The organism is Pseudomonas sp. Irchel 3E20 (genome assembly GCF_900187645.1).
In the GTDB taxonomy this organism is placed as follows: domain Bacteria; phylum Pseudomonadota; class Gammaproteobacteria; order Pseudomonadales; family Pseudomonadaceae; genus Aquipseudomonas.
In genome coordinates, this window is sequence record NZ_FYEE01000002.1 from 1 (window position 1) to 26,450 (window position 26,450).

Annotated in this window: 25 protein-coding genes; 12 read left to right on the plus strand and 13 right to left on the minus strand. The window is 64.3% G+C overall.

The window, feature by feature from the left end; genetic code table 11:
• Positions 1–299 precede the first annotated feature (299 nt).
• From CKW13_RS03380 to CKW13_RS03390, 3 genes are read right to left on the minus strand one after another with little or no spacing between them, the layout of a single operon-like run.
• Positions 300–1,349, minus strand: a complete 1,050-nt coding sequence (locus tag CKW13_RS03380; RefSeq protein ID WP_095107038.1) for an alkene reductase — start codon at positions 1,347–1,349, stop codon at positions 300–302.
• Positions 1,350–1,369: 20 nt separating this feature from the next.
• The gene (locus tag CKW13_RS03385) at positions 1,370–2,536 is read right to left on the minus strand and encodes an MFS transporter (protein ID WP_095107040.1); all 1,167 of its coding nucleotides are present in this window, start codon (positions 2,534–2,536) and stop codon (positions 1,370–1,372) included.
• 25 nt (positions 2,537–2,561) lie between these two features.
• On the minus strand, positions 2,562–2,864 hold the full coding sequence (locus CKW13_RS03390) for a helix-turn-helix transcriptional regulator (RefSeq protein WP_095107042.1): 303 nt from the start codon (positions 2,862–2,864) through the stop codon (positions 2,562–2,564).
• A 152-nt stretch (positions 2,865–3,016) separates the two neighbouring features.
• Here CKW13_RS03390 and CKW13_RS03395 point away from each other — a divergent pair, with 152 nt between their 5' ends.
• Positions 3,017–3,595 carry an ACP phosphodiesterase gene (locus CKW13_RS03395; RefSeq protein ID WP_095107044.1) on the plus strand — a complete coding sequence of 193 codons (579 nt, stop codon included), beginning with the start codon at positions 3,017–3,019 and terminating at the stop codon, positions 3,593–3,595.
• Positions 3,596–3,724: 129 nt separating this feature from the next.
• On the opposite strand, the gene CKW13_RS03400 is transcribed toward CKW13_RS03395, so the two are convergent.
• Positions 3,725–4,516 (minus strand): 1-acyl-sn-glycerol-3-phosphate acyltransferase, encoded by a 792-nt coding sequence (locus CKW13_RS03400; protein ID WP_095107046.1) that lies wholly within the window; start codon positions 4,514–4,516, stop codon positions 3,725–3,727.
• Complete coding sequence (gene olsB / locus CKW13_RS03405; RefSeq protein ID WP_095107048.1) at positions 4,516–5,271, minus strand: L-ornithine N(alpha)-acyltransferase; 756 nt, start codon at positions 5,269–5,271, stop codon at positions 4,516–4,518. The genes CKW13_RS03400 and olsB overlap by 1 nt, the downstream gene beginning before the upstream one ends.
• 155 nt (positions 5,272–5,426) lie before the next feature.
• Here olsB and CKW13_RS03410 point away from each other — a divergent pair, with 155 nt between their 5' ends.
• The 5 genes from CKW13_RS03410 to CKW13_RS03430 all read left to right on the plus strand — a co-directional run bounded on the left by CKW13_RS03410 (position 5,427) and on the right by CKW13_RS03430 (position 9,727).
• Positions 5,427–6,302 carry an acyl-CoA dehydrogenase family protein gene (locus tag CKW13_RS03410; protein WP_095107049.1) on the plus strand — a complete coding sequence of 292 codons (876 nt, stop codon included), beginning with the start codon at positions 5,427–5,429 and terminating at the stop codon, positions 6,300–6,302.
• 60 nt (positions 6,303–6,362) lie between these two features.
• Positions 6,363–7,445, plus strand: coding sequence for a serine hydrolase (locus tag CKW13_RS03415; protein ID WP_095107051.1), 1,083 nt, complete (start codon positions 6,363–6,365; stop codon positions 7,443–7,445).
• Positions 7,442–7,771 carry an amidase gene (locus CKW13_RS03420; RefSeq protein WP_095107052.1) on the plus strand — a complete coding sequence of 110 codons (330 nt, stop codon included), beginning with the start codon at positions 7,442–7,444 and terminating at the stop codon, positions 7,769–7,771. Before CKW13_RS03415 ends, CKW13_RS03420 begins: the two co-directional genes overlap by 4 nt.
• A 206-nt stretch (positions 7,772–7,977) precedes the next feature.
• Complete coding sequence (locus CKW13_RS03425; protein ID WP_095107053.1) at positions 7,978–8,568, plus strand: YceI family protein; 591 nt, start codon at positions 7,978–7,980, stop codon at positions 8,566–8,568.
• Between the two features lies 1 nt (position 8,569).
• The gene (locus CKW13_RS03430; RefSeq protein ID WP_095107054.1) at positions 8,570–9,727 is read left to right on the plus strand and encodes a phosphatidylserine/phosphatidylglycerophosphate/cardiolipin synthase family protein; all 1,158 of its coding nucleotides are present in this window, start codon (positions 8,570–8,572) and stop codon (positions 9,725–9,727) included.
• 151 nt (positions 9,728–9,878) lie between these two features.
• Here the strand turns inward: CKW13_RS03430 and bglX are convergent, their stop codons facing one another.
• Complete coding sequence (gene bglX, locus CKW13_RS03435; RefSeq protein ID WP_095107056.1) at positions 9,879–12,158, minus strand: beta-glucosidase BglX; 2,280 nt, start codon at positions 12,156–12,158, stop codon at positions 9,879–9,881.
• Positions 12,159–12,400: 242 nt separating this feature from the next.
• Here bglX and CKW13_RS03440 point away from each other — a divergent pair, with 242 nt between their 5' ends.
• The 4 genes from CKW13_RS03440 to CKW13_RS03455 all read left to right on the plus strand — a co-directional run bounded on the left by CKW13_RS03440 (position 12,401) and on the right by CKW13_RS03455 (position 15,711).
• Positions 12,401–13,009, plus strand: a complete 609-nt coding sequence (locus CKW13_RS03440) for a LemA family protein (protein WP_095107058.1) — start codon at positions 12,401–12,403, stop codon at positions 13,007–13,009.
• Positions 13,010–13,019: 10 nt separating this feature from the next.
• Positions 13,020–13,751, plus strand: coding sequence for a YgcG family protein (locus CKW13_RS03445; RefSeq protein ID WP_095107060.1), 732 nt, complete (start codon positions 13,020–13,022; stop codon positions 13,749–13,751).
• A gap of 28 nt (positions 13,752–13,779) precedes the next feature.
• Positions 13,780–14,397 carry a TPM domain-containing protein gene (locus tag CKW13_RS03450; protein ID WP_095107062.1) on the plus strand — a complete coding sequence of 206 codons (618 nt, stop codon included), beginning with the start codon at positions 13,780–13,782 and terminating at the stop codon, positions 14,395–14,397.
• Positions 14,398–14,496: 99 nt separating this feature from the next.
• A complete protein-coding gene (locus CKW13_RS03455; RefSeq protein ID WP_095107064.1) occupies positions 14,497–15,711 on the plus strand; it encodes an SAM-dependent methyltransferase in 1,215 nt (404 codons plus the stop codon).
• Between the two features lie 115 nt (positions 15,712–15,826).
• Here the strand turns inward: CKW13_RS03455 and CKW13_RS03460 are convergent, their stop codons facing one another.
• Positions 15,827–16,762, minus strand: a complete 936-nt coding sequence (locus CKW13_RS03460; RefSeq protein WP_095107066.1) for a DMT family transporter — start codon at positions 16,760–16,762, stop codon at positions 15,827–15,829.
• Between the two features lie 320 nt (positions 16,763–17,082).
• Between CKW13_RS03460 and CKW13_RS03465 the strand changes: the two genes are divergently transcribed.
• Together CKW13_RS03465 and CKW13_RS03470 are read left to right on the plus strand one after the other, a co-directional pair.
• Positions 17,083–17,664 carry a DJ-1/PfpI family protein gene (locus CKW13_RS03465; protein WP_095107068.1) on the plus strand — a complete coding sequence of 194 codons (582 nt, stop codon included), beginning with the start codon at positions 17,083–17,085 and terminating at the stop codon, positions 17,662–17,664.
• A 14-nt stretch (positions 17,665–17,678) separates the two neighbouring features.
• Complete coding sequence (locus CKW13_RS03470) at positions 17,679–17,990, plus strand: ribbon-helix-helix domain-containing protein (protein ID WP_095107070.1); 312 nt, start codon at positions 17,679–17,681, stop codon at positions 17,988–17,990.
• Here CKW13_RS03470 and CKW13_RS03475 read toward each other — a convergent pair.
• The 6 genes from CKW13_RS03475 to CKW13_RS03500 all read right to left on the minus strand — a co-directional run bounded on the left by CKW13_RS03475 (position 17,987) and on the right by CKW13_RS03500 (position 26,266).
• The gene (locus CKW13_RS03475; RefSeq protein WP_141233949.1) at positions 17,987–19,099 is read right to left on the minus strand and encodes a hypothetical protein; all 1,113 of its coding nucleotides are present in this window, start codon (positions 19,097–19,099) and stop codon (positions 17,987–17,989) included. The genes CKW13_RS03470 and CKW13_RS03475 overlap by 4 nt on opposite strands.
• Before the next feature lie 55 nt (positions 19,100–19,154).
• The gene (locus tag CKW13_RS03480) at positions 19,155–20,264 is read right to left on the minus strand and encodes a hypothetical protein (RefSeq protein ID WP_095107073.1); all 1,110 of its coding nucleotides are present in this window, start codon (positions 20,262–20,264) and stop codon (positions 19,155–19,157) included.
• Positions 20,261–21,883 carry a hypothetical protein gene (locus CKW13_RS03485; RefSeq protein WP_095107074.1) on the minus strand — a complete coding sequence of 541 codons (1,623 nt, stop codon included), beginning with the start codon at positions 21,881–21,883 and terminating at the stop codon, positions 20,261–20,263. The genes CKW13_RS03480 and CKW13_RS03485 overlap by 4 nt, the downstream gene beginning before the upstream one ends.
• Positions 21,884–22,080: 197 nt before the next feature.
• On the minus strand, positions 22,081–24,648 hold the full coding sequence (locus CKW13_RS03490; RefSeq protein ID WP_095107075.1) for a TonB-dependent receptor: 2,568 nt from the start codon (positions 24,646–24,648) through the stop codon (positions 22,081–22,083).
• Positions 24,649–24,767: 119 nt separating this feature from the next.
• Entirely contained in the window at positions 24,768–25,733 is a 966-nt protein-coding gene (locus CKW13_RS03495) for a FecR domain-containing protein (RefSeq protein ID WP_095107077.1), read from the minus strand.
• Positions 25,730–26,266 carry an RNA polymerase sigma factor gene (locus CKW13_RS03500; protein ID WP_095107078.1) on the minus strand — a complete coding sequence of 179 codons (537 nt, stop codon included), beginning with the start codon at positions 26,264–26,266 and terminating at the stop codon, positions 25,730–25,732. The genes CKW13_RS03495 and CKW13_RS03500 overlap by 4 nt, the downstream gene beginning before the upstream one ends.
• Positions 26,267–26,450 lie beyond the last annotated feature (184 nt).

Genomic DNA, 26,450 nt, shown 5'->3' on the forward strand with positions numbered 1-26,450 from the left:
GCACCAGCGCGGTGGTCTACAACGGCAGCGACGGCAGCACCACCGTGCAAATGGTCCGCCCGCCCGACGCAGCCACCAAAGCCCACAACGCGAAAACCCGCTGGGCCGACCCCTTCCTTTTCGGCGCGCCGGGAGTGAGGCAATGAAACCATCCCCAACAGCAGTGGCGGGCACGATCCCGTGCTGCGATAGCGGCACCGCGAATCCCCGAGAGGCCCGCGCTGTTGCGCTAGGCCGAGGGTGCAAAAAAGGCCCGCGTCCAGAAGGGCGCGGGCCTTTTTAGTGAGCGGGCACCTGCGTTACAGCACCGGGTAGTCGATGTAGCCCACCGGGCCTTTGCCGTAGAAGGTTTCCGGGTGCGGCTCGTTGAGCGGTGCATCGGCTTTGAGGCGGGCCGGCAGGTCCGGGTTGGCGATGAACGGGATGCCGAAGGCGACCGCGTCAGCCTTGCCGCTGGCCAGCCAGGCGTTGGCGCTGGCCTTGGTGAAGCGTTCGTTGGCGATGTACGGGCCGCCGAAGGCTTGCTTGAGTTGCGGGCCGAGGCTGTCGGCGCCTTCCTTTTCCCGCGAGCAGATGAACGCGATGCCGCGTTTGCCCAGCTCCCGGGCCACGTAGGTGAAGGTTTCGCTGAGGTTGGCGTCGCCCATGTCGTGGGAATCGGCCCGCGGCGCCAGGTGCACGCCGACGCGGCCGGCGCCCCAAACTTCGATGGCGGCGTCGGTCACTTCCAGCAGCAGGCGCGCGCGGTTTTCCAGGGAGCCGCCGTAGCGATCGGTGCGCTGGTTGGTGCTGCTTTGCAGGAACTGGTCGAGCAGGTAGCCGTTCGCGCCGTGGATCTCCACGCCGTCAAAACCGGCGGCCTTGGCGTTTTCCGCACCCACGCGGTAGGCCTCGACAATGTCGGCCACTTCTTCGGTTTCCAGGGCGCGCGGGGTGGGGTAGTCCGCCAGTGGGCGCACCAGGCTGACGTGGCCCTTGGGTTGCAGCGCGCTTGGCGCCACCGGGGTTTCGCCGTTCAGGTACGAGGGATGGGAAATGCGCCCCACGTGCCACAGCTGCAGGAAGATTCGCCCGCCCGCGCCGTGGATGGCGCGGGTGACGTTGCTCCAGCCACGCACCTGGTCGTTGGACCAGATGCCCGGGGTGTCCGGGTAACCCACGCCCAGGGGCGTGACCGAGGTGGCTTCGCTGAGGATCAGGCCCGCGGAGGCGCGTTGCACGTAGTACTCGGCCATCAGCGCGTTGGGCACCCGGCCCTCGTCAGCGCGGCAGCGGGTCAGGGGCGCCATGATGATGCGGTTAGGCAGTTGGAGGTCGCCGAGGGTGATGGGGTCAAAAATAGTCGTCATGCCAATAATCCTCTGGGTAGTCAGTTAGTTGCGGGGGCCAGGTCAGCATTGCCGCCCTGACGGAAGGTAATGAGAGTCACCAGCAGCGCCAGGACCGCCAGGGCGCCAGCGGCCAGGGGCACGCGGGTCAGGCCCAAGCCGTGGGCGATCACGCTGCCGCCGACCCAGGCGCCGAGGGCATTGCCGACGTTGAACGCGCCGATGTTCAGGGTCGACACCAGGTTCGGCGCGGCCTTGCCGAAGGTCACCACGTTGATCTGCAGCGCCGGCACCGCGGCGAAGGAGGCCACGGCCCAGAGGAACAGGGTGATCTCGGTAGGGATCAATGCCACGCTGGTCCAGCTCAGCACCGTGGACACCACGGCCATGGCCACGAATACGCCGATCAGGGTCGCCGCCAGGCGTTTGTCCGCCAGCTTGCCGCCGATGATATTGCCCAGGGTCAGGCCCAAGCCGATCAGCAGCAGGGTCCAGGTCACGCCCTTGGGCGAGACGCCGGTGACGTCCCCCAGCAGCGGCGCGACGTAGGTGAACAGGGTGAACATGGACGCCGAGAACAGCGCCGTCATGCTCAGCGACAGCCAGATCCCCGCACCCTTGAGGGCCGCCAGTTCGGCGCCCATGTCGAGTTTTTCCTCGTCGCGCTTGGCCGGCAGGAAGCGGATCAGGCCGGTCAAGGCGATCACGCCAATCACCGTCACCGCCCAGAAGGTCGAGCGCCAGCCGTATTCCTGGCCCAGGGCGGTGCCCAGCGGCACGCCGAGGACGTTGGCCAGGGTCAGGCCGGTGAACATCAGCGCAACGGCCGACGCCCGCTTGTTGGCCGGCACCAGGTTGGCTGCCACCACCGAGCCGATACCGAAGAACGCACCATGGCACAGGGCTGTGACGACCCGGGCGAACATCAGCACGTTGTAGTCACTGGCCAGGGCGCAGAGCAAGTTGCCGATGATGAAGATGCCCATCAACGCCACCAGCGCAGCCTTGCGCGGCAGCCGAGCGGTGGCCAGGGCCATAAAGGGTGCACCGATGGCCACGCCCAGGGCGTAGCCGGTGACCAGCCACCCGGCGCCGGGGATCGACACGCCCAGGTCCGCCGCCACATCGGGCAGAAGGCCCATGATGACGAACTCGGTGGTGCCGATGGCGAAGGCGCTCAAGGCCAGGATGAGGAGCGAGAGGGGCATGGGTGAATCCTTGTGGAACTCTGGGTCAGAGCTCTTTGCTAATGGCGCGGATGAACGCTTGGATCACGTCCTCGTTGCGTTTGAAAAAGTGCCACTGGCCGGCTTTCTGGCTGGTAATCAGGCCGGCCCGTTGCAGGGTCGCCAGGTGTGCGGAGACGGTCGATTGCGACAGGCCGCAGCGTTGGTCGATCTGCCCGGCGCAAATGCCGTACTCGTGGTTGTGGGTCTGGTCGGGGAACTGGACCTTGGGGTCCTTGAGCCAGTTGAGAATGTCTCGCCGTACTGGGTGTGCCAGGGCTTTTATTATTTCGTCGAGGTCAATGTTCATGGCGGTGCTCGGGTGGGTAAAACGTTATATCGCGATGAGGCGAACTTTAAATCGGTATTTCGCGATATACCAATATGATTTTGATCTGATATCAGCATAAATCGGTATATCGAGTTATAACGATATGTAGGGCGCAGTGCTAAGCTGCGCCGATGAACTATCTCGCACATCTTCACCTCGGTGGCCAGCGCCCGGGGCAATTGCTGGGCAGCCTGTATGGCGATTTCGTCAAAGGGCAGTTGCGCGGGCATTACCCGCCGCAAATCGAAGCGGCCATTGCGCTGCACCGCCAGATCGACGTTTTCACCGACCGCCATGCCGTGGTGGGCCAGGCGCTGTCGCGCTTTACCGATACGCGGCGGCGCTATGCGGGGATTGTCTTGGACGTGTTTTTCGACCATTGCCTGGCCCGCGACTGGGCGCAGTACAGCGACGGGCCGTTGGAGCACTTCACGGCCGGGGTGTACCGGGTGCTGGCGGCCGAGCCGTGCCTGCCCGAGCGCTTGGCCCGGGTCGCGCCGCACATGATGGCCAACGACTGGCTGGGTTCGTACCGGGATTTCGCCGTGCTCGAGCAAGTCCTGCGCGGTATCGCCCGGCGCCTGTCACGGCCAGAGGAGTTGAACGCGGCGATGGTGGAACTGGAGCGCTTGTACGAGCCGTTGAGTGACGACTTTCGGCTGTTTTATCCGCAGTTGCAGGTGTTTTCCCACGGTCGCCTGGCGACCTGAAACCCCTGGGGAGTTCCCCCGTGTGAGCGAGCCTGCTCGCGATAGCGGCCAGCTAGCCGATATTTTCGGTGGCTGTCACACCGCCATCACGGGCAGGCCCTCCACAGGTCGCCTCACCCCCCCTATAGCTCACGCCGCAAACGCTGGGCGCACGGGCATCTGCTGGGGGTGGGGCAGGGCGCCAAACAGGGCTTTTTGCACTGCTTGCTGGGCCTCGAAGGCCAGGGCGGCGCGTTCTTTGCCCAGGCTGGGGATGGGTTTGAGCAGGTGGATTTCCACCTCGCCCTGATCGTTGGCGAACAGGCGCATCAGGTGCGAGAGCAAGTCATCGTCGCCAATGAACGGCGCGAGCGGGTCGAGCTGGCCGTGGCGCAAATAGCGGATCGCCACGGGTTGTACCGCGGTGGCGGTGTCGATGGCCGCCGACAGCAAGCGCCCATGGAACGTGCGCAGGGCACGGCCGTCGGTGGTGGTGCCTTCGGGGAACATCAGCAGCGGGTGCTGTTGCTCCAGGTGCCGGCTCATCTGCTTGCGGATCAACTGGCTGTCGCCCGAGCCGCGGCGGATAAACAGGCTGCCGGCCTTGGCCGCCAACCACCCGGCCACCGGCCAGGTGCGCACTTCGGCCTTGGACAGAAACGACAGCGGCGTGAGCATGCCCAGCAGTGGGATGTCGGTCCAGGACACATGGTTGCTCACCCACAGCAGCGGCTGCGTCGGCACCTGGCCCAGCACCCGCACGCGAAAGGGCAGGGCGTTGCTCAGGCGCGCCATGAAAAACCGCGACCAGCGCTGGCGCCGCACCATGGAGTTGGCGATGCCCAGGCGCTCGAACAGGCCGAACAGCGTGGCCATGCTCAACCCCAGCGCCACCACCATCAGCACCCGGGCGATGCGCGCGTACACCCGCAACCGGCTCATCACACGGCCGCCTTGAAGTGGCGGGCGTAGCGCGGGCACAACTCGTCGCGCTTGAGCAGGATAAACACGTCGGCCACCTGGAAATCCTCGTCCCAGCACGGCTCGCCGCAGATCTTCGCGCCCAGGCGCATGTAGGCCTTGAGCAGCGGCGGCATCTGCGCGATGACATTGGCCGGCACGTCCAGGTGGGGCAACGGGTTTTTCGGTTCGGCCCGCAGGTGCTCGGTGCACAGGTGGCGTTCGCGCAGGCGCTGCATGATCGCCTGGGCCTGCAGGCCACCGTCCTGCATGGGGATGCTGGCGCAGCCCATCAGGTAGCTGTAGCCGCCCTGGTTGAGCACTTCGGCCAATTCGCCCCAGAGCACGGCGATGGTGCCGCCGTTGCGGTACGCCGGGTCAACGCAGGTGCGGCCGATTTCCAGGATCGGGCCTTTGAGGTGGACCAAACCGTGCAGGCTGAACTCTTCTTCGCTGTAGAACCGCCCCAGGCTGCTGGCGGCCTGGTGGTCCAGCAGGCGCGTGGTCGCCACCAGGCGCCCGCTGTTGAGGTCGCGCACGCCGATGTGGGCGCAGTGCACATCGTAGTCATCCATGTCCAGGCCCAGCTCCGCGCCCTTGAGCTTGGCGTTGAACTCGCCACTGAACACGTTGAAGCGCAGGGCCTGGGCCTCGCGCAAGGCCTGGGCGCCGATCAGGCGCTCGGCTTGCAGGTGGCGTTCGGTGCCGGTGTCGGTGCTGCGTGCGAGTTGAGTCATTGCCGATCTCCGTACGGGCCACGGCCCCATCATGGGTGGCAGCCGAGCGACTTTCTTTGTGTCCAATTGTTGTGCAAAGTCAGGCTATGTAGCCCCGGTGTCATCGCCATGAAGCTTTGGTGATGCTTATGTGACAGCCCCTTGAGGACCCTTTCATGCCTTGGTCGACCCTGTTCAATGCGCCTGCGCGAATGCCCGCCCACCCTGACCTGGCGCAGGGTTACAGCGCAGTGCTGGAGCAAATCGGCAGCGTTGCGCCGTTTGAATTGGCGGTGCGCGGTGGCCATGGGGCGGCCACGCCCGGGTGGGCGTTCCTGCTCGGTTACCAGGCTGCGTTGCGCCTGTTGTGGCCCAGTGCACCGCCCACCCTGGGCGCTTTGTGTGCGACCGAACAGCGCAGCCTGCGCCCCAGCGACATGCACACCCGCCTCGACAACTTGCGCCTGAGCGGGCGCAAGGACTTCGTCACCGCCGGTGACGCGGCGGACTGGCTGCTGGTGTCGGCGCGCAGCGAAGCCTTGGGCGAACCTGCACGCCTGAACCTGGCCGTGGTGTACGCCGGGGAGGCCGGCGTGCGCGTGGAAAAACTGCCGCCCATTGCCCTGATGCCGGAGATCAGCCACGGCCGCCTGCACCTGGACAACGCCCACTGCGAACTGCTGGCCGGGGACGGCTGGGACGCCTACGTCAAACCCTTCCGCACCCTGGAAGACACCTACGTGCTCAGCGCCCTGTGCGCCTGGTTGTATGGCGTGGGGCAGGACTGCGCCTGGGCGCAACCCCTGCAACTGCGCCTGCTGGCGCTGTTGGCCGGGTGCGCCGAAGTCAGCCGCCACTGCCCCGACGAGCGCGCCGCCCATGTGCTGCTGGGCGGTGTGTTTGCCCAGTTCGAGGCCCTCAAGCCTGAGTTGGACGCGGCGTTGGCGGCGGGCCCGGCGCTGTGGGCGGGCCTGTGGCAGCGCGACCAGGGCTTGCTGCAACTGGCCGGCGCGGCGCGGGCCCAACGCCTGGCCAAAGCCCTGGCCGGATAAACGCGGCAACTGTCATGTGGCTCGGCTAGGCTTGGCCCACCCCTTCGCCGAGCCCTCGCCATGTTCAAAGGCCTGACCCTGCTGGTTGTGCTGTTGCTGACAAGCCTGGGCGCGCGCGCCGAAAACTGGCCGGGCGAGCAGTGGGACGCCGGCCCGCCCCTGGCGGGCCCGGCGCTCAAGGCCCTGGAAGACTACGCCTTCGCCCCTCGCGACGACGCCACCCGCGAGGGCATCCGCACCGACGCCTTAGTGGTGATCCGCGACGGCCAGGTCATCTACGAACGCTACGCCGCGCCCACCACCGCCGACACCCCGCACCTGACCTGGTCCATCAGCAAAAGCCTGCTGGCCACTCTGCTGGGCGTGGCCCATGGCGAAGGGCATTTTGCCCTCACCGACCCGGCGATGCGCTACTACCCAGCCCTGGCCGGCCACCCGGCCATCACCCTGGCCGACTTGCTGCACTGGGCCTCGGGCCTGGACTGGCAGGAAGACTACGAATACGCGCCGCTCAACGCCTCGGTGGTGGCCATGCTCTACACCCGCGGGCGGGCGGACATGGCCGCCTTCACCGCTGCGCACCCGGCCGCCAGCGCGCCGGGGCGGGCGTTCCGCTATTCCAGCGGCGACAGCAACCTGCTCTCGGCGGCGCTCAAAGGCATGCTCGGCGCGCGGTATGCGGACTATCCCTGGACCGCGCTGTTCGAGCCCTTGGGCATCCGCGGTGCCGTGTGGGAAACCGACGCCAGCGGCACTTTTATCGCCTCCTCCTATGCCTACCTCACCGCCCGCGACCTGGCGCGCGTGGGCCTGCTGATGCTGCGCGACGGGCGCTGGGAGGGCCGCCAATTGCTACCGCGCCAGTGGGTCACGTTCAGCCGCCAGCCCTTTGCCGGTTACCGCGCCGGCCAGGACGCCGCCGTGCCGGGCGGCCACTGGTGGCTCAACCGCGCGGTGGGCGGCGCCGACCGGCCCTGGCCCGCCGCCCCGGCCGACGCCTTCGCCGCCCTTGGCCACTGGGGCCAGGCGTTGTATGTGATCCCTGGCGCCAACCTGGTGATCGTGCGCTACGGCGACGACCGTGACGCCAGTTTCCGCCACAACGAACTGCTGGCCCGCATCCTCGCCGCGGTGCAGCCATGAACCGCCGCCCCTGGCTGCGCCGCCACCCATTCCTCGGCCTGCTGGGCCTGTTCCTGTTGGCCCTGCTGGCCTGGGCCTGGCAGGCACGCCAGGCCCTTGAGGCGTTTCCCGACATCCTGAGTGCTTACACCGCCAAGGAGTACTGCTCGTGCCGCTACGTGATGCAGCACCCGGCCGCTTACTGCCAAGGCTATGTGCGCCAGTACCTGCCGCTTAGCGGCTTGCGCGACGACCCGGCGACCAAGCAGGTAACCGCCAGCGGCCTGGGCCGAAGTCACGGTGCCGCGTGGTTGGGGGAGCGGGTGGGGTGTCGGTTGGTGGAGTGAGATGCCCCCAACCCCAGTTATGTAGCTACCCATGCAGCGACGGCATTGGGTCAACCAACCAATGCGCCGGCAGGCAATCCGCAATCGTGGGCAAGCCAGATCGCTGCCGCGCCGCGCCCACAAGGCCTGTCGCCATCGATCAGCAGTTTGCAACGGCCCACGGGCCGGGTACTGTTCGCCTCACGTTTCCCGGTTCATGAGTGCCTATGTCCAGCCTTTCCCTGTGCAAAACCCTGTCGGCCGTGCTGTTGGCCTGTACCGCGCTGTCGGCCCAGGCCAATTGGTATTTGGATGGCGAATCTTCGCGTTTGTCGTTTATCACTACAAAAAACACCCATATCTCCGAAGTTCAGCGCTTTTTGGTCCTGCATGGCAAGGTGGACGCCAAGGGCGCGGCGCAGTTGCAGGTGGAGATGGACTCCGTCCTCAGCGGCATTCCCCTGCGCGATGAGCGCATGCGCCGCGATCTGTTCGAGGTCAAGACCTTCCCCCAGGCCCTGGTCAGTGCGCAGATCGACCTGCGCCCCATCAACGACCTGGCCCCCGGCGCCCAACTGGAATTGCGCCTGCCCCTGACCGTGACCCTGCACGGCAAGGCCCATAGCTATAACGCCGAGCTGTTGGCCACGCGCCTGGACGACCGGCGCTTTCAGGTCGTGACCCTGGAGCCGTTGGTGCTCAACGCCCGTGACTTCGACCTGCAACCGGGCCTGGAGGCCCTGCGCAAAGCGGCCGGGCTCAAGGCCATCAGTTTGTCGGTGCCGGTGGGTGCGGTGCTGATTTTCACGGCGCGCTGACATGAGCGGCGGGGTGTTCCCCTGGCGTGAAGGCAACCGCTTCGAGCTGTTGATCGACGGCCCGCAGTTTTTCCCGCGCATGCTGGTGGCCATCGCCCGCGCCGAGCAGCAGGTGGAACTGGAGCTGTACCTGGTGGAGGCGGGCGCCTGCGCCGAAGCCATGGTCCAGGCCCTGGTACAAGCCGCCGAGCGCGGTGTGCGGGTGCGTTGCCTGTTCGACGACTACGGCAGCCTGGCCTTCACCCTAGGGCTGCGTCGGCGCCTGACCGATGCCGGGGTCGAGTTGCGCTTCTACAACCGCCTCAGTTGGCGGCGCTGGGTGCGTAACCTGTACCGCGACCACCGCAAACTGCTGCTGGTGGACCAGGGCCTGGCGGTGGTCGGTGGCACGGGGGTGACGGATGAGTTCTGGATGCCCGGCGAAGACGTCAGCCAATGGCACGAAGTGATGGTGCAGATCAGCGGGCCGCTGGTGCTCGACTGGCAAATGCTGTTCGACCGCCAGTGGCTCGCCAACCGCCACCGCACGGCGTGGAAACCCACCTCGCACTTTGGCCTGCAACGCCTGCCCCGGGTGCCGCCCAGTGGTTCGGGCATGGGCCGGGTGGCCTACGCCGACGCCCGCCAGCACCGCGACATCCTCCAAGCCCTGGTGCGTGCCCTCAACAGCGGGCAACGGCGGATCTGGCTGGCCACGCCGTATTTTCTGCCTACCTGGAAAGTGCGCCGCTCCCTGCGCAAGGCTGCCGCCCGGGGCGTGGACGTGCGCCTGTTGCTCACCGGGCCGCGCACCGACCACCCCTCGGTGCGTTATGCCGGGCACCGCTACTACCCACGGCTGCTCAAGGCCGGGGTGCGGATTTTTGAATACCAGCCGTGTTTTTTGCACCTGAAAATGGTGCTGGTCGATGACTGGGTGAGCATTGGCTCATGCAACTTCGACCACTGGAACCTGCGCTTCAACCTGGAAGCCAACCTTGAAGCCCTCGACCCGGACCTGACCCGGGCCGTGGCGGCCAGTTTCGAGGCTGATTTCGCCCAAAGCGAAATCGTCAGCCTGCAGGATTGGCAGCGCCGCCCGTTGTGGCGGCGGGTCAAACAGCGGATATGGGGTTGGGTGGACCGGGTGGTGGTCAACTTGCTGGATAGGCGCGGCTGAGCCGGGCAGCGATTAATGCGAACAACTGTGGGAGCGGGCTCGCCCGCGATGGCGGATGACCGGCCAGCCCATCTGCTGGCTGACCCACCGCAACCGGGGGGCGTGCGGAGCGCCGCCCGGCCCGTTCCCACATCAGCCCCACCGTTTTCAGTCAGAGCAACTCAAAACTCTGCTGCTTCACATCCCGCGAGTTGAGGCCGATCTGCACGTTGAACTTGCCCGGTTCGGCGGCGTATTGCAGTTGGGTGTTGTAGAACTTCAAGTCGTCCTCGCTCAGGGTAAAGCGCAGCACCTTCTCTTCGCCGGCCTTGAGCATCAATTTCTGGAAGCCCTTGAGCTCCTTGACCGGGCGGATCATCGAGCCGGTGACGTCCTGCACGTACAACTGCACCACGGTTTCGCCATCGCGCCGGCCGGTGTTCTTGACCTTGATGGTGGCGTCCAGGGTGCCGCTTTTGTTCAGCGTGGTGGACGACAGCGCCATGTCGCTGAGGCTGAAGTCGGTGTAGCTCAGGCCATAGCCGAACGGGTACAGCGGCCCGGTGGTGTCGTCGAAGTATTGGGAGGTGTAGTTGCCGGGTTTGCCCGGGGTGAACGGGCGGCCGATGCTCAGGTGGTTGTAGTAGGTGGGGATCTGGCCTACCGAGCGTGGGAAGGTCAGGGGCAGTTTGCCCGACGGGTTGTAGTCGCCGAACAGCACGTCGGCGATGGCGTTGCCGCCTTCGGTGCCGGCGAACCAGGTTTCCAGGATGGCGTCGGCCTGTTCCTTCTCGTCCACGATCGACAGCGGCCGGCCGTTCATCAGCACCAACACCAATGGCTTGCCGGTGGCCTTGAGGGCTTTAATCAGTTCGCGTTGGCTGGCCGGAATGTTCAGGTCGGTGCGGCTGGAGGATTCGTGGGACATGCCCCGCGACTCGCCCACCGCGGCCACCACCACATCGGCCTGCTGCGCGGCTTTCACCGCCTCGGCGATCAGTTGCGCGGCCGGGCGCGGGTCATCCACCACTTCCGGGGCGTCGAAGTTGAGGAAGTTCAGGTAGCCGAGCACCTTGGCATCGCCCGTGATGTTGGCGCCGCGGGCGTAGGTCAGGGTGGCTTGCTGGCCCATGGCCGCGCGCATGCCGTCGAACAGGGTCACCGATTGGTCCGGGCGCCCGGCGGCGGCCCAACTGCCCATCATGTCGATGGGCGCCTTGGCCAGCGGGCCGACCAGGGCGATTTTCGCGGTCTTGGCCAGCGGCAGGGTCTGGTTGCGGTTTTCCAGCAGCACCAGGCTGCGGCGCGCCACGTCGCGGGCTTCGCTGCGGTGCATGCGCTCAGGGGCGTAGAGGTCGGCCGGGTCTTGCTCGGCCTTGCCGATGCGCAGGTACGGGTCCTTGAACAGGCCCATGTCGTACTTGGCGCCCAGCACTTCGCGCACGGCGTTGTCGATGTCGCTCTGGGCGATGTCGCCGGCCTTGAGCAGCCCCGGCAGTTCCTTGCCGTACAGGCTGTCGTTCATGCTCATGTCGATGCCGGCCTTGATCGCCAGTTTCGCCGCCTCGCGGCCATCGCGGGCCACGCCGTGGTTGATGAGCTCGAACACTGCGCCATGGTCGCTCACGGTCAGGCCCTTGAAGCCCCATTCCTTGCGCAGCAGGTCTTGCATCAGCCAGGTATTGGAAGAGGCCGGCACGCCGTTGATGGAGTTGAGCGCGGTCATCACCCCGCCGGCACCGGCGTCGATGGCGGCGCGGTAGGGCGGCAGGTAGTCCTGGTACATCTTGACCAGGCTCATGTCGACGATGTTGTAGTCACGCCCGCCCTCGACCGCGCCGTACAGGGCGAAGTGCTTGACGCTGGCCATGATGCTGTCGGCCGCGCTCGGCGCCGGGCCCTGGAAGGCGCGGACCATCACCTGGGCGATGCGTGAAACCAGGTAGGTGTCTTCGCCAAAGCCTTCGGAGGTGCGGCCCCAGCGTGGGTCGCGGGACACATCGACCATCGGCGCGAACGTCAGGTCGATGCTGTCGGCGGCGGCTTCCTTGGCGCTGATGCGCCCGCTCAGGCCAATGGCGTCCATGTCCCAGGAGGCGGCCAGCGCCAGGGGGATCGGGAAAATCGTGCGGTGCCCGTGGATCACGTCATAGGCGAAGAACATCGGGATCTTCAGGCGGCTGCGCATCGCCGCGTCCTGCATCGGCCGGTTTTCCGGGCGGGTGATGGAGTTGAACGTGCCGCCGATGCGTCCGGCGGCGATTTCCTTGCGGATCAATTCGCGGGGCATTTCCGGGCCGATGCTGATAAGGCGCAACTGGCCGATCTTTTCGTCCAGGGTCATCTGCTTGAGCAGGTCACTGACGAACGCTTCCTTGTTATCGGCGGTGGCGGCCCACGCGCCAGGGCTGGCCAGGGCGATGGCCAGGCTCAGCAAACACAACTTCTTCATCAATATTGTTCTCGGGGTGCGAGCGGGCCTCGTTATAAAAAAACGCAGCCCGTTCGCCAAAAAATAGGGAGCGGCTATTGTTGTTCGGGTGTTGTGCAGGTAAATACCGCACACTCGGCAACGACTTTTCGCACAGGGCATCTTTTAGCTCAAAGGCTTGATGCTTGCCAGTAGCGGCGCAACATTAAAGTGCCAGGCACTGGCCAGCGCCGGTTCCAATTCTCCGAGGGAGCGTCACCACCATGAACACACCAAACGGTTATCGCGCAGGTTGGCAGCTGGCGGTCTTGCTGCTGGTCGGCACGCTGCTCAGCGGCTGCGGCATCAACACCATTCCCACCCTGGACGAGCAGGCCAAGGCCGCTTGGTCCCAGGTGCAGAACCAGTACCAGCGCCGCGCCGACCTGATCCCCAACCTGGTGGAAACGGTCAAGGGCTACGCCCAGCACGAACAGGAAACCCTCACCGCCGTGATCGAGGCGCGGGCCAAGGCCACGTCCATTCAGGTGGACGCCAGCACCCTGGACAACCCGGAAAAGCTCAAACAGTTCCAACAGGCCCAGGACCAACTCACCGGCGCCCTCAGCCGTTTGATGGTGGTGTCCGAGCGCTACCCGGACCTCAAGGCCAACCAGAACTTCCTGGCCCTGCAATCGCAACTCGAAGGCACCGAGAACCGCATCAGCGTGGCGCGGCGCGACTTCATCCTCGCGGTGCAGAAGTACAACACCGAGCTGCGCACCTTCCCTGGCCGCTTGTGGCACAGCGTGATGTACAGCGACCTGCCGATCCGCGAGAACTTCGAGGCCACCAGCCCCGACGCCGACAAAGCCCCGCAAGTGAAGTTCTAAGGAACCTGCCATGCGCCTGTTGAACATCGGCCTGTCGCTGCTCTGGGCCTTGGCCCTCACGGCCCAGGCCGAACTCAAGTTCCCCGAACTCAGCGGGCGGGTGGTCGATACCGCGAACCTGATCGAGCCCGCTGTGCGCCAGCAACTGGCCCAGCAACTGGCCGCCCACGAGCAGGCCACCGGTGAGCAAGTGGTGGTGGTCACCCTGCCTGACCTGCAAGGCACCAGCATCGACGACTTCGGTTACCAGTTGGGGCGCCACTGGGGCATCGGCCAGAAAGACAAGAACAACGGCGCGCTGTTGATCGTCGCCCGCGACGAGCGCAAGTTGCGCATTGAAGTCGGCTATGGCCTGGAAGAGCGCCTCACCGACGCGCAATCCTCGATCATCCTCAACCAGGTCATCACCCCAGCCTTCAAGAACGGCCAGTTCAGCAAGGGCATCAGCGACGGCGTCGCCGCGATGCTGTTGGTGCTGGGCGGCAGCCCCCTGGATGAGCCGGTGGCCGGGCCCAGCACGCGCCATTCGGGCATTTTGCTGTTCGGGCTGCTGATCCTGGTGGTGTTCGTGATGCTCGGCGGGGGTGGCGGGCGCGGGCGTGGGCGCGGTGGCCCCGGCGCAATAGTCGGCGGTATTCTCGGCGGCTTGGCCAGCGGCGGTTTCGGCGGCGGCGGGGGCGGCGGAGGCTTTGGCGGTGGCGGCGGCAGCTTCGGCGGCGGCGGTGCATCGGGCGGCTGGTGACAACAACCCTGAACAGGCAGTGCTAACCATGGCTTTATTGAGTGAATACGAACAACGGCAAGTGGCCCAGGCCATTGCCCGGGTCGAGCGGCAAACCGACGCCGAACTGGTCACTGTGCTGGCGGCGCGGGCCGACGACTACGCCTACATCCCGCTGCTGTGGGCCAGCCTGTTGGCGCTGGTGGTGCCGGGCGTGGTGCATTACGCCAGCGGCTGGATGAACATGCACAGCCTGCTGCTGACCCAATGGGTGAGTTTTGTGGTGCTGTGCCTGGTGTTTCGCCTGCCGGCGCTGACCAGCTACCTGATCCCCCGCTCGGTGCGCCACTGGCGCGCCTCGAACCTGGCGCGGCGCCAGTTCCTGGAGCAGAACCTGCACCACACCGTGGGCAGCACCGGCGTGCTGATTTTCGTCAGCGAGGCCGAGCGCTACGTGGAAATCCTGGTGGACGAAGGCATCTCCCGGCGCCTCGATAACCAGGCCTGGGAAACCATCGTCAGCACCTTCACCGCCCAAGTGAAGCAAGGCCAGACCCTGGCGGGCTTCATCGCCTGCATCGAAGCCTGCGGCGAACTGCTCAAGGAACACGTGCCGCTGACCCACGAACGCAACGAATTGCCCAACCGCTTGGTGGTGCTGGCCTGAGTGTGTGGGCCGTGGTGTAAATAACTGCGTGTCCCCACGGCCCAACCCCCCTAAAATGCGCGCCACTTTCCGATTCGCACTCGCCGAGGCGCCTTGCTTATGTCCGTTCCTGCCACCCCCGCCAGCGGCGATCACCACACTCAATTTCTCGACCTGTTGCGCGCCAGCCTGGCCGAGAACGGCTTTATCAAACTGGTGCTGGCCAAACACGTGGGCAGCGAGGTGGAGCTGCAACGCCTCACCGTCAAGCAGGTGACGGTCAAGGAGCAGGCGTGCCTGTGCTTCGTGTACCGCTACAAAACCCGCGACATCACCAAGAACTTGGCCCTGGACGAAGGCGTGGCGCTGATCGCCGGGCTGTTGCCGGCTACCTTCAAAAACGCGCATTTGCTGACCCTGAGCGACGAAGCCCAGCTCGAATACAGCAAAAAGGGCAAGAGTTCGCTGTTCAAGAGCAAGCCCCAGCAACTGCGGGAAGTGCCCTCGGCCGAACACGACCGCGAGAAACACCGCTTCCTCGACCTGAGCCGGCCGTTCCTCGCCGACCTGGGCGTGACCAACGCCCGCGGCGAACTGATCCCGGCCATGTCGCGCAAGTGGAAGCAGATCAACAAGTTCATCGAAGTGTTCAGCCACGCCCTCACCGCATCGCCCCTGGCCCTGGACAAACCGGTGCGCGTGGCGGATTTCGGCTCGGGCAAGGGCTACCTGACCTTCGCCATCCACGACTACCTGCGCAACACCCTGCAGGCCGACGGCCAAGTCACCGGCGTAGAACTGCGCCAAGACCTGGTGACCCTGTGCAACGCCGCCGCCGCGCGCCTGCAACACCCCGGGCTGGCGTTCAAATGCGGCGACGTGCGCAGCGTCGCGCCCAGCGAACTGGACGTGATGATCGCCCTGCACGCCTGCGACATCGCCACCGACTACGCCATCCACACCGGCATCCGCTCGGGCGCGGCGATCATCCTCTGCTCGCCGTGCTGCCATAAACAGCTGCGCCTGCAAATCCACAGCCCGGCGCTGCTCAAGCCGATGCTGCAATACGGCCTGCACCTGGGCCAACAGGCCGAAATGCTCACCGACAGCCTGCGTGCGCTGTTCCTCGAAGCCTGCGGCTACGAGACCAAGGTGTTTGAATTCATCTCCTTGGAACACACCAACAAAAACAAAATGATCCTCGCCATCAAACGCCCCGAACCCTTGGACCCGGCGGCCCTGCTGGTGAAAATCCAAGCCCTCAAGGCTTTCTACAACATCAGCGAGCATTGCCTGGAAACCCTGCTGCGCGCCGATGGCTACTTGCCCGAATAAGCTCCCCCTTATGGGAAGGGGGTTATAGGGGCGCTGGCCTATGTGGGAGCGGGCTTGCCCGCGATGGCGCCCTCAAGCCCGCTGCCACAGTTGAACTGTGGTGTGGGTGGGTTTTTCATTTTTTCCGCTGTGGGAGCGAGCCTGCTCGCGATGGTGGCACCTTGCCCTTGCTGGCCGGCGCGGCCTGCACCCCGGTCCTGCGCCCCAGCATCACCGTGGCGATCACCCCAGTGGCAAACAGCCACGTGATCGGCGCCACTTGTTCGCCAAAAAACAGCGCCGAAAAAGCAATGGTGAAGAAAATCTGCAGCAACTGGATCTGGCTGACCCGGGCGATGCCGCCCATGGCCAGCCCCGCGTACCAGGCGAAAAAGCCGAGAAACTGGGAAAACAGCGACACATAGCCAAACGCCCACCAAGCCTTGGCCGACACCGGGCCCTGGTGTTGCAGCGCCAGGTACGCCACCGGGCCGATCAGCAGCGGGGTGGACAGCACCAGCGCCCAGCAGATCACCTGCCAGCCGCCCATCTCCCGCGCCAGGCGCCCGCCCTCGGCGTAACCCAAGCCGCCCACGGCAATGGCGCCGAGCATCAGCAAGTCCCCGGCCTGGATGCTGCCGGCGCCGCTTATCAGCGCATAACCCAGCACCAGCGCACTGCCCAGGGCCGCGCAGGCCCAGAAGGCTTTCGACGGCCGCTCATGGGACAGCCACGCCGCATACAGCGCCACACACAGCGGCTGCAAACCGTTGACCAGCGCACCGTGGGAGGCGGGCAGGGTCCGCATGGCCCAGGCCGACAGCACGGGAAACCCCAGGATCACCCCGGCGATCACCAGGCACAGGCCTTTGACCTGCGCCCAGGTCGGCCACTTCTCCCGGCGCCACATCAACAGCGCCGCCGCCGGCACCGCCGCGAACAGCGCCCGGCCCAGGCCGTTGAGCAACGGGTGGATTTCCTGCACCACGATGCGGGTGAAAGGCAGGGTCAGGCTGAAGATAATCACGCCCAGCAGGCCCAGGGCCATGCCGGTGTTTTCGCGGGAAGTCATAGGGGCAACCGGAATCAAAAGGTGGCGGGTGGCCTCCATCTAGCCATAAACCACCGCGGTTACGCTGTTACAGCTGGGGGCGAAGTGGGGCGTACAGTTTGTACTCCCCAACGCCAAGGCACCCCGTAGCAAGCGGGCTTGCCGGATCGGTGGTGCTGCTTGCACAAACCCCAGGGCTGCTGCGCACCCCAACGCGGGCAAGCCCGCTTGCTACACTCGGCCGCCGCCGCGCAGGCCCGGTGTAGTAGGCGGTTATTACCCACGCCGGCCAATTGGGGCTAGGGTGAATACTTCCTGTACTTACCCCGAGGAACCCCGTCATGGCCGCGAAGAAAATCCTGATGCTGGTCGGCGATTACGTCGAAGACTACGAAGTGATGGTGCCGTTCCAGGCACTTTCGATGGTGGGCCATACCGTGCACGCGGTGTGCCCGGACAAAACCGCCGGGCAGACCGTGCGCACGGCGATCCATGATTTCGAGGGCGACCAGACCTACAGCGAAAAACCCGGCCACTTGTTTGCCCTCAATTTCGATTTCGCCCAGGTCGCGGCGGCCGACTACGACGCCCTGCTGGTGCCCGGCGGCCGGGCGCCGGAGTACCTGCGCCTGAACGACCAAGTGCTGCAACTGGTGCGTGATTTCGACCGGGCCGGCAAGCCGATTGCGGCGGTGTGCCATGGTGCGCAACTGCTGGCGGCAGCGGGCATTCTGGCGGGCCGCGAATGCAGCGCCTACCCGGCCTGCGCCCCGGAAGTGCGCCTGGCCGGCGGCACTTACATCGACATTCCCGTGACGGCGGGCCACGTGCAAGGCAACCTGGCCACCGCCCCGGCCTGGCCGGCCCACCCGCAATGGCTGGCCGGTTTCCTCGGGTTGCTGGGCACCACCATCACGCTGTAAAGGAGGTTTTTGCCATGTGCGAGCTGTACGTCAAGGCCGATCCGATGCTCTACGAGTCACGCTCGCGCTCCCTGCGCATCCGCGGCGTGGTCACCACCCTGCGCCTGGAAAACCAGTTCTGGGACATCCTCGCCCAAATCGCCCAGGCCGATGGCATGAGCACCAACCAGTTGATCGCCAAGCTCTATGAAGAGGTGATGGACTACCGTGGCGAGGTGGTCAATTTCGCCTCGTTCCTGCGGGTCAGTTGCACCCGTTACCTGAGCCAGCCGCGTACTCAGGCACCGGCGCAGTTGGCCCTGGTGCGCAGCCCGGCTTGGGCTTAAAGCAACGTTGGCCTGGACTGATCCGGGCTCCAGAGCCAGAAGGTGTAGCCGTAGTCGCCTTCCAGCTTGGGAAAAATCGCGCCATCACGGAAATACTGCCGCGAACCTTCACGGGCGGGGCTGAACCACCAACCGGCGTGGGGGCACGGCTCGCCGCTGGCTTTGCGCGGCGGGTGCTGCGGCTCGCTACCCGGCGCGTCGGCCATGGCGTCGGGGTCGCTGTCTTCAAACTCGCCTTCGAGAAGTTCGACGAAGTACCACTTGCAGGGGCGTTCGGTGAAGGCTTTATCCATTATTTCGTGGCGGGCCGGATGTTCAATGTTAGGGAACACACTGGCGTATTTACGTTGCCGAGCAAAGTTCAATAACCCGATATCATCGCCCCACAGGCCCGCTCGCCCAACTGCGTTCAAGGCGTCCAACCCGATGTCGTTGAATGTTTGGCACTCTTCAAGAGACTGCCACATCCCCTCACCGCCTCCGGTCCAACCGAACTGCAAAGCACCATGAGGATCATCCTGCGGGAGGTACACGCCAGTGCGAATCGGTACTCTTCCCGTCTCACCTTCAATATCCAGATGAACTTTGAACTTTGGTAATTGAGGGAAGTGCTGTTTGCAGTCTTTCCAGACATACCAGAAGGTGATGTCATCCCAATCGCGGCACATAACCTCATCAATTTTGAAACCATAGGAAAACACCTCGTTGGCCCGTTCGCGAAACGCTTTCTCCTGTTCTGCAGTGGCCCATTGCATTGAAAACTCGCCCAGCATATGGGCGCATTGATTGGTTCCCGTGATGCCGTAGCACTGGTCGGCGCGCTTGGCCATATCCCACATGGTGTTTTCCCTGTACTCGATCAAGGCTGGAAACCCGCCGGTGCTCCAGTTGGCTGCGGTATCGCGCACGCCCCAGCGTTCGCTGACCATCAGGGGGTCGAGAATCGAACGGCGTTCCAAAAGCATCTCGGCCATGACGATCAACTCGTCGATCTTCGGCAACAACGCGTCCAGGTAACTTTGCGACGAGTAGTAATAGAGCATCGCCGCTTGGCGTTTTTGCCACAGGGACAGGTGATAAGTCGGGGTCATCGGATAAAGAACGTTCATGTTGTGTGCCCGGGCAGTGCAGACCAGGCGGGTTCACCTGGCCTGCATTTAACGATCAAAGTGTTGGCCTGGACTGATCCGGGCTCCAGAGCCAGAAGGTGTAGCCGTAGTCGCCTTCCAGCTTGGGAAAAATCGCCCCATCGCGAAAATACTGCCGCGAACCTTCACGGGCGGGGCTGAACCACCAACCGGCGTGGGGGCAAGGCTCACCGCTGGCTTTGCGCGGCGGGTGCTGCGGCTCGCTGCCCGGCGCGTCGGCCATGGCGTCGGGGTCGCTGTCTTCAAACTCGCCTTCGAGAAGTTCGACGAAGTACCACTTGCAGGGGCGTTCGGTGAAAGAGTGAACTTGTACTCGGGTACGAGCGTAGAAGTACGACTCTTTAAAGACGCCTTTATAGGGCGATTGCTCAATGAACCTTGCAAGTCCGTTTTCATCGCCCCATAAGCCTGCGCGTCCCAAGGTTTTCAAGGCGTCCAGGCCTATATCATTGAATGTTTTGCATTCTTCCAGCGTTTTCCACATACCTTCACCGCCTCCGGTCCAGGCAAATTGCAGGGCACCGAGAGGATCATCCTGAGAGACATAGACACCGGTACGTGGCGGAACTTCCCCGGTTTCACCTTCAATATCCATATGCACTTTAAATTTCGGCAAGCGCGCAAAGTGCCCTTTAACTTGCTGCCAAATAACCCAAAAAATCACATCGTTCCAGCCCCGTTCCATGACACCGTCAATCTTAAAACCGTAGGAAAACACCTCGTTGGCCCGCTCGCGAAAAGCTTTCTCCTGTTCTGCAGTGGCCCATTGCATTGAAAACTCACCCAGCATATGGGCGCATTGATTGGTTCCCGTGATGCCGTAGCACTGGTCGGCGCGCTTGGCCATATCCCACATGGTGTTTTCCCTGTACTCGATCAAGGCTGGAAAACCGCCGGTGCTCCAGTTGGCTGCCGTATCGCGTACACCCCAACGTTCGCTGACCATCAGGGGGTCGAGAATCGAACGGCGCTCTAAAAGCATCTCGGCCATGACGATCAACTCGTCGATCTTGGGCAACAAAGCGTCCAGGTAACTTTGTGACGAGTAGTAATAGAGCATCGCCGCTTGGCGTTTTTGCCAAAGAGACAGGTGATAAGTCGGGGTCATCGGATAAAGCGGATTCATTTTTTAAACTCCGTTACTTGGCCGGGCAAGTTGGGCAGGCCGAGGCGCACATTGCTGAGTTGGGTATCAAAGTCGGTCATGCCCCAGGCGGTATCAAAGGGGCCGCTGATGGCGGGGTGATTGATTTTTTCGCGCAGGCACTCATAGAACTCCTGTTCTTCTGGCGACATGTTCTTGTAACGCTCGTAGTTCATGTCCGGGGCAGGCTCCATGCGACCGGTCTGGCGATCCACGCGGTAGTAGGTCAGGGTGTCGAAGGCTTCAGCGGTGCTTTCGCCGGCGCTATTACGGATGAACTTGGAATCGAACTTGATTTGCTCCCAGCCGCCCTCTAGATAGCGATCCGGCAAACCAGCCTTGGGCGCTTTGACCTGGGACGCAGCGGGGCCTTTCCAGACCTTGAGGGTTTCCCCGGCCTTGAGTTCGTACACCACGAACTGGCCGTTGACGTTCCAGTCCGGCCACACGGCCAGGTACTTGCGCCAGGCAGACTTGGGGTTGGCTGAGTCCATGATTTGCTTGAACACGGCTTCCGTGACCCAGTCCTGGGCGCTGGCAACACTGCCGGGGCCTATGATGCGGTAAAGGCGTAGGGGGCCGACCAGTTCAACTGCCTCCAATCCCTTTGCGAAGGTTCTGATCTGCTTATCATCGAGGTACGGAAAGCCTTGCTCAGCTTTCTCCTTGACCTTTGCTCTCTCTTTAGACGCCTTCAGCGGCTTAAACACCCCCGGTTTTCCCCGACTCAACCACCCCGGCAACGGCTTCGCATCCCGCATCAATTTCACCGCCCGCGCCTCGGGCAATCCGCCGTGAAAGTGCACATTCACCGTGTTCAAGATCGCCCGATGCTGCATCAGGTCTTCCATTTCCAGCCGGCGGATCACGATGTCGAGGGCGTCGCGTATCGGTTGTAGCGCTTTGCCGATATGGGCATTGGCCTGTAGGCGCACGGCCTTGACCATGTTCAGGGTTTGCTCGGCCTTGGCGGCGGCCCCGGGGACGTATTTGACTTTGCCCAGCAAAGTGTTGAGCAGGGCAATGCCCCGGTCGAAGGCGTGCAGTAACCTCAAGACGTCTATTTGGTTGCGCACCTTTTTGATGGCGTCGGCCAGTGTCTGGAACACCTGGCCCCATTTCATGCCACGCCAATACTTCACCACTTCCTTTTTACGCAGCAGGGTGATGACCCAGGTCATCGCCTCGTCCACGGCCTGCTCCACGGCATGGCCACCGGAGCGGCGGATAAACAGGAAGAAGATTTTCAGCACGCCCTTGACCAGGGAACCGAGCACCGGGAACAGGCCGATCAGGGTCAGGCACAGGCCGACCCAGGCCCAGGTGTTGCTGTGGTCTTTTTGCAGTTCGCGGCAGTTGGCGACCAAATCGCGCATGTCGCAGACCTGGTCCACCAAGGGCACCATGGAGACCGCCGCGTCGAAGGCGATTTGCCCGGTGCTGCGGTCTTGGTTGAAGTCCCCCTGGATCGCCTCCCACACCCAAAGGGCGGTATCGACACTGGCGTCGAAGAGTTTTTCCGGGGCGCCGGTGATGTACGCCAGGGCGACGCGCATGTTGTCGGCGGGGACAGCGGTTTCTGGGGGAGAGGATGGCGGCATGGCACGCACTCGCGCAGGACAAAACGCGATGCTAGCGAGGCAATTTATTGCGCGAAATCAGACCAAACGGACGCGATTGGTGGGAATCGGCCTACGACAATTCGTAACCCTGGCCGTGCCCGCGCAAACGGGCCCTTATGCGCTGAGCACGCTTGCGAAAGCACGCCGGGCCCTTTCCCACCGGGGCAAAGCCCTGCTTAGAAAAACCGCGTCACGCTGACCTTGGCGTTGCGCCCCAGGCTGGCGGCGTTCTCGCCGCTCAGGGGTGGGCGGTAGTCGCGGTTGAACATGTTGTCGAGGGTGAAGTGGACTTCGGTGCCCTTGAGGTACGCCTGCTGCGGTTTCCAGTGGGCGAAGAGGCCGTGCACGTTGTAGCGCTTGTTTTCGTAGTGGCGCCAGTAGAAGTCACCGATATCGCTGGCCGGGCCGCTGGCGTAGGAGTCATAGGGGGTGCGGTCGGTTTGGCGTACCCATTGGCCCTGCCAGCCGACTTGCGCGTCCCACGACGGGATCTTCACCCCCAGGCTCGCCACCCATTTGCGCGGTGGAATGTCCCGCGCCCACACGTTCGGGCCCCAGGGGTTGGTGTAGGCGCCCTGGTGCTTGCCGGTGATCCACGAATACGACAGCGTGCCGAACAGGTAGGTCGAGTCGTAGAAGCTCTCGAACTCGAAGCCCTTGATGGTCACGTCACCGATGTTGCGGTACACCGGCATCGTTTCCACGCCCGGGCAGCCGCCATCGCCGATGCTCAGGCCGTTTTCCAGCTGCGCCGCGCAGGCGACGCCGGTGGCCTTGAGGATTTCGTCCTTGATGGTGTTGTGGAACACCGTGGTGCGCAGTTGCACGCTGTCGCTGTCGGTCAGCAGCCTGTCGTAGTTGTGGATAGTGCCGGCGCGCAGGGCGGTGATGCGCTCGGGGTCGAGGTGGCGGCTGGTGGCCGAGCGGCTGCTGCCGGCGGCCTGCACTTCGTATTGCTCGTCGATCACCGGGGCGCGCCAGGTTTTGCTGTAGTCGGCGAACAGGGCCAGGTTCGGCGTGGCCTTCCAGAAGGCCGAGAGGCGCGGCGACCAACCGGTGTAGGTCTTGTTGCCGTAGTCGTGGCCGTCTTTGGGGTTGGGGCTGTTGTAGAACGGCGCGTCGTTGCGCTCGCCCCGGTTGCGCACGTGGTCGTAGCGCAGTGATGGGGTCAGGGTGAAGTCACCCAAGGTCACGGCGTCCTGGATATAGAAGGCGTTGTTGTCCACTTTGCCGTGGGGCATGAAGCCCGGTTGGTAGTGGCCGTAGTTGTACTTGGCGGTGCCGTAGGTGTTGCCCGGCATCCACATGTCCACTTCGCGCTCGTGCTTGCGGATCTGCACGCCGGTGGTCAGGGCATGTTCCAGGGGGCCAGTGGCGAACAGTGCGACGTTGCTGATTTCGACGAGGCGGTCTTCGTAGCCCACGGTGATTTCACGCCCGCCCGTGACCGGTTGGAAGTAGGCGTTGGGGCCGCGTTTGTCGTGCTGGTCGGTGGTGGAGTCCGAGTAGCTGACCTTGAGGTCGATCAGCGGGTTGTCCAGCGGTTGGTAGTGGTACTTGGCTACCCAGGTGGTGTCCACGGTGTTGCGCTGGGCCAGGTAGTAACTCAGGGCACCTTCGTAGCCCAAGCGGTCTATCAGGCGTTGGCTGGGCGGTGCTGGGTAACTTTTGGCCGAGAAGGGCGCCCAGATGTCGCTGTCCGAACGCGAGTAGCTGAACCCCAGGCTGTGCTCGTCGGTGACCTGCATGTTGAGCTTGTACAGCACCCCTTCCAGGTCCTGGGCGGTGTTGGGCTGGCGCTTGGGGTTGATCGGGTATTCGTGTTGCGGGTCGGGCTGGGCGCTGGCCAGTTTCATGTCGTCGCCGTCGCGCTTGGTCCAGTAGGCCAGGGCGTCGAAGCGGCCGTCATCGCTGCGCCCGAACACCGCCGAGGTGTAGGCCTGCTGGTGGTCGTTGCTGCTGTAGCCGTACTTGACCATGGCGCCGCTGTTGCGGCCCTCTTGCAGCAGGTCGGGGGCGTCCTTGGTTTCCATGTGCACGGTGCCGCCGAAGCCGCCGTTGCCGGTCAGGGGCGAGTGCGGGCCTTTTTCCACTTCGATGCGGCGGATCAGCTCCGGTTCGATGAAGATTGCGCCTTGCTGGTAGCGCTCAAAGCCACTTTTGGTCGCGCCGTCTACGGTCATCGGCACGTCTTCGGCGTCGCCCAGGCCCCAGATGTTGATGGTTTGCCCGCCGGGTTTGAGCGAGCCGCCCAGGGTCACGCCGGGCAGGGTGGCGATCAGGCTGGGGATGTTGTTGGCCTGGTGGCGGTCCATTTCCGCCTGGTTCAGGGTCGAGCGCCCGACGGTGGCGGCATTCACTTGCTGGCCGTCGCCGATCACGCTCAGGGCGCCGAGCTTGATGCTCTCGCTGCTGGTGGTGCCGGTTTCGTTGGGGCGCACCACGTACGTTTGGCCGACCATGACGAGGCTGAAGTCGCTGCCCTGGAGCAAGCGGCGGATGGCGTCCTGGGGGCTCAGGTCACCCTCCAGCGCCGGAGCCTGGGCGTTGCGCAGCAAGGCTTCGTCGAACAACAGCTGGATGCGCGCCTGCTTGGCCACTTGGCTGAGCGAGGCGGCCAGCGGTTGGGCCGGCAGGTGCAGGTTGATCGACTCGGCCTGGGCTTGCAGGCTGAACGCCAGGCAGGTGGCGAGCACGGTTGGGCGCAGGCAGAGGCGCTGGAAATGATCTGGCACGCGAAACATTAAATCCCCCCGGTGTGGCCAAAACGGCCAAAAAGGCCTGCGCACAGCACGCAGACGGGAGGAAGACGGGGCAGGCGAAGAAACCCTCACATGCGAATGCAAAATATTCTCATAAGGGCTTATTGGCGCGCCTCGATGCGCAGGCGACCGCCGCCCAGGGCCACGGTGTTCACCGGGATCAGCGCCGGCAGGGCCATCAGCAGGGCGTCGGGGTTCTTGACGTCGAGGTTGCCGGACACCTTGTAGCGCCCCAGCGCAGCATCGGCCAACTCCACCGGCACGGCGCGGTAGAGGTTCAACTCATCCACCAGGCTGGCCAGTTCGCGGTTGCGAAAGGCCAGGTGGCCGCTGCGCCAGTCCGCCACCTGCTCGGGGGCCAGGTTGTGCTGGCTCAGGGTGGCGGTGGCCAGGTCGTAGCGGGCCTGTTGCCCGGCGCTCAGCAGGGTGGGTTCGGCGCTTTTGGAGGCGGGGGTGAATGCCACCTGCCCGTGGGCGACGCTGACCACCAATTGCTGCTGGCCGCGGCGCACGTCGAACCCGGTGCCGACCACCCGCACACGGGCCTCGCCCGAGTGCACCCACAGCGGCCGCTCCTTGTCGGCGGCCACTTCCAGATACACCTGGCCTTGCTCCAGGTAAACGTTGCGCTGCTGGGCGCTGAACTCGATGTGCAGGCGTGTGTTGGCGTTGACGAACAAGGTGCTGCCATCGGGCAATTCGAAGGTACGCGGGCCGCTCGCCTGGGCGGCGATCTGCTGCTGGTACAGGGCCAGCGGCGCGCCGAGGTTGAAGGCCAGTAGGCCACACACCAGCACCGCCGCCACCGCCAGCGCGGGGCGCCAGGGCAGGGGGTTGCGCGCCGTTAGCGGGCGCGGTTTGGCCTGTTGCTGGAGCTCGGCCAGGTCGACCCACAGTTGCTCGAACTCATGGTAGGCGCGGGCGTGGGCTGGCTCGTCGAGCCACCTGGCAAAGGCTTTGCGCGTGGCGCGGTCGGGGGCATTGCGGTTGCGCGCGAACCAATGGGCTGCCTGGGCATCGACGCTGTCGGCGTCGAGGGCGTTTTCTAGGCCGCGAAGGCGGGTCATTCTGGCTGCTCCTTGCCATGTTCCGGTTGTAGGCGCTGTTTGCAGTGCAACAGGGCAAAGGCGATGTGCTTTTCCACCATGCTGACGGAAATGCCCATGCGCGCGGCGATCTGTGCCTGGCTCAAGCCCTCGAAGCGATGCAGCATAAGGGCTTCGCGGCGCCGCGGCGAGAGTTCGGCAAGTACCGCCTTGAGCTGTTCGAGCCGTTGCAGGCGTTGGGTCGCGGCCATGGGGTCGGTGCTCTCGTCCGCCAGGGGTTGTGCATCCGCCGGGGCTTGGCCGTGCACCAAGTGGCGCACCTTCTGCCGGCGCCAATGGTCGCGCAGCAGGTTGCGCGCCATCTGGAACAAAAAGGCCCGGGGCTGCTCGACCTTGGCCCGGTCGCGGTAGTCGAGCCATTGGGCGAACACGTCCTGGGTCATGTCCGCCGCGTCATTGGCGTTGTCGGTGCGCTTGCGCAGGAAATGCAGGATGTCGGCATAAAACCCGCGAAAGGACTCGGCCGACAGCGGGTCGGGTTTGAAGCCAGACATGGATATCCTTCTTGACCAGGCACGGAGGGCGGAAAAGTCGCGAATGATATCGAGAATTATTGCTATTTGCCTATAGGTAAATTCGCTGGGCGGTGAGGGTGCCTGAGAATTTTTGGCAGCAGGCCTATTGTGGAAGGGAGGCTGACCCCGCCCCCCACACACATACCCTGCGCGTTCAGCCCCG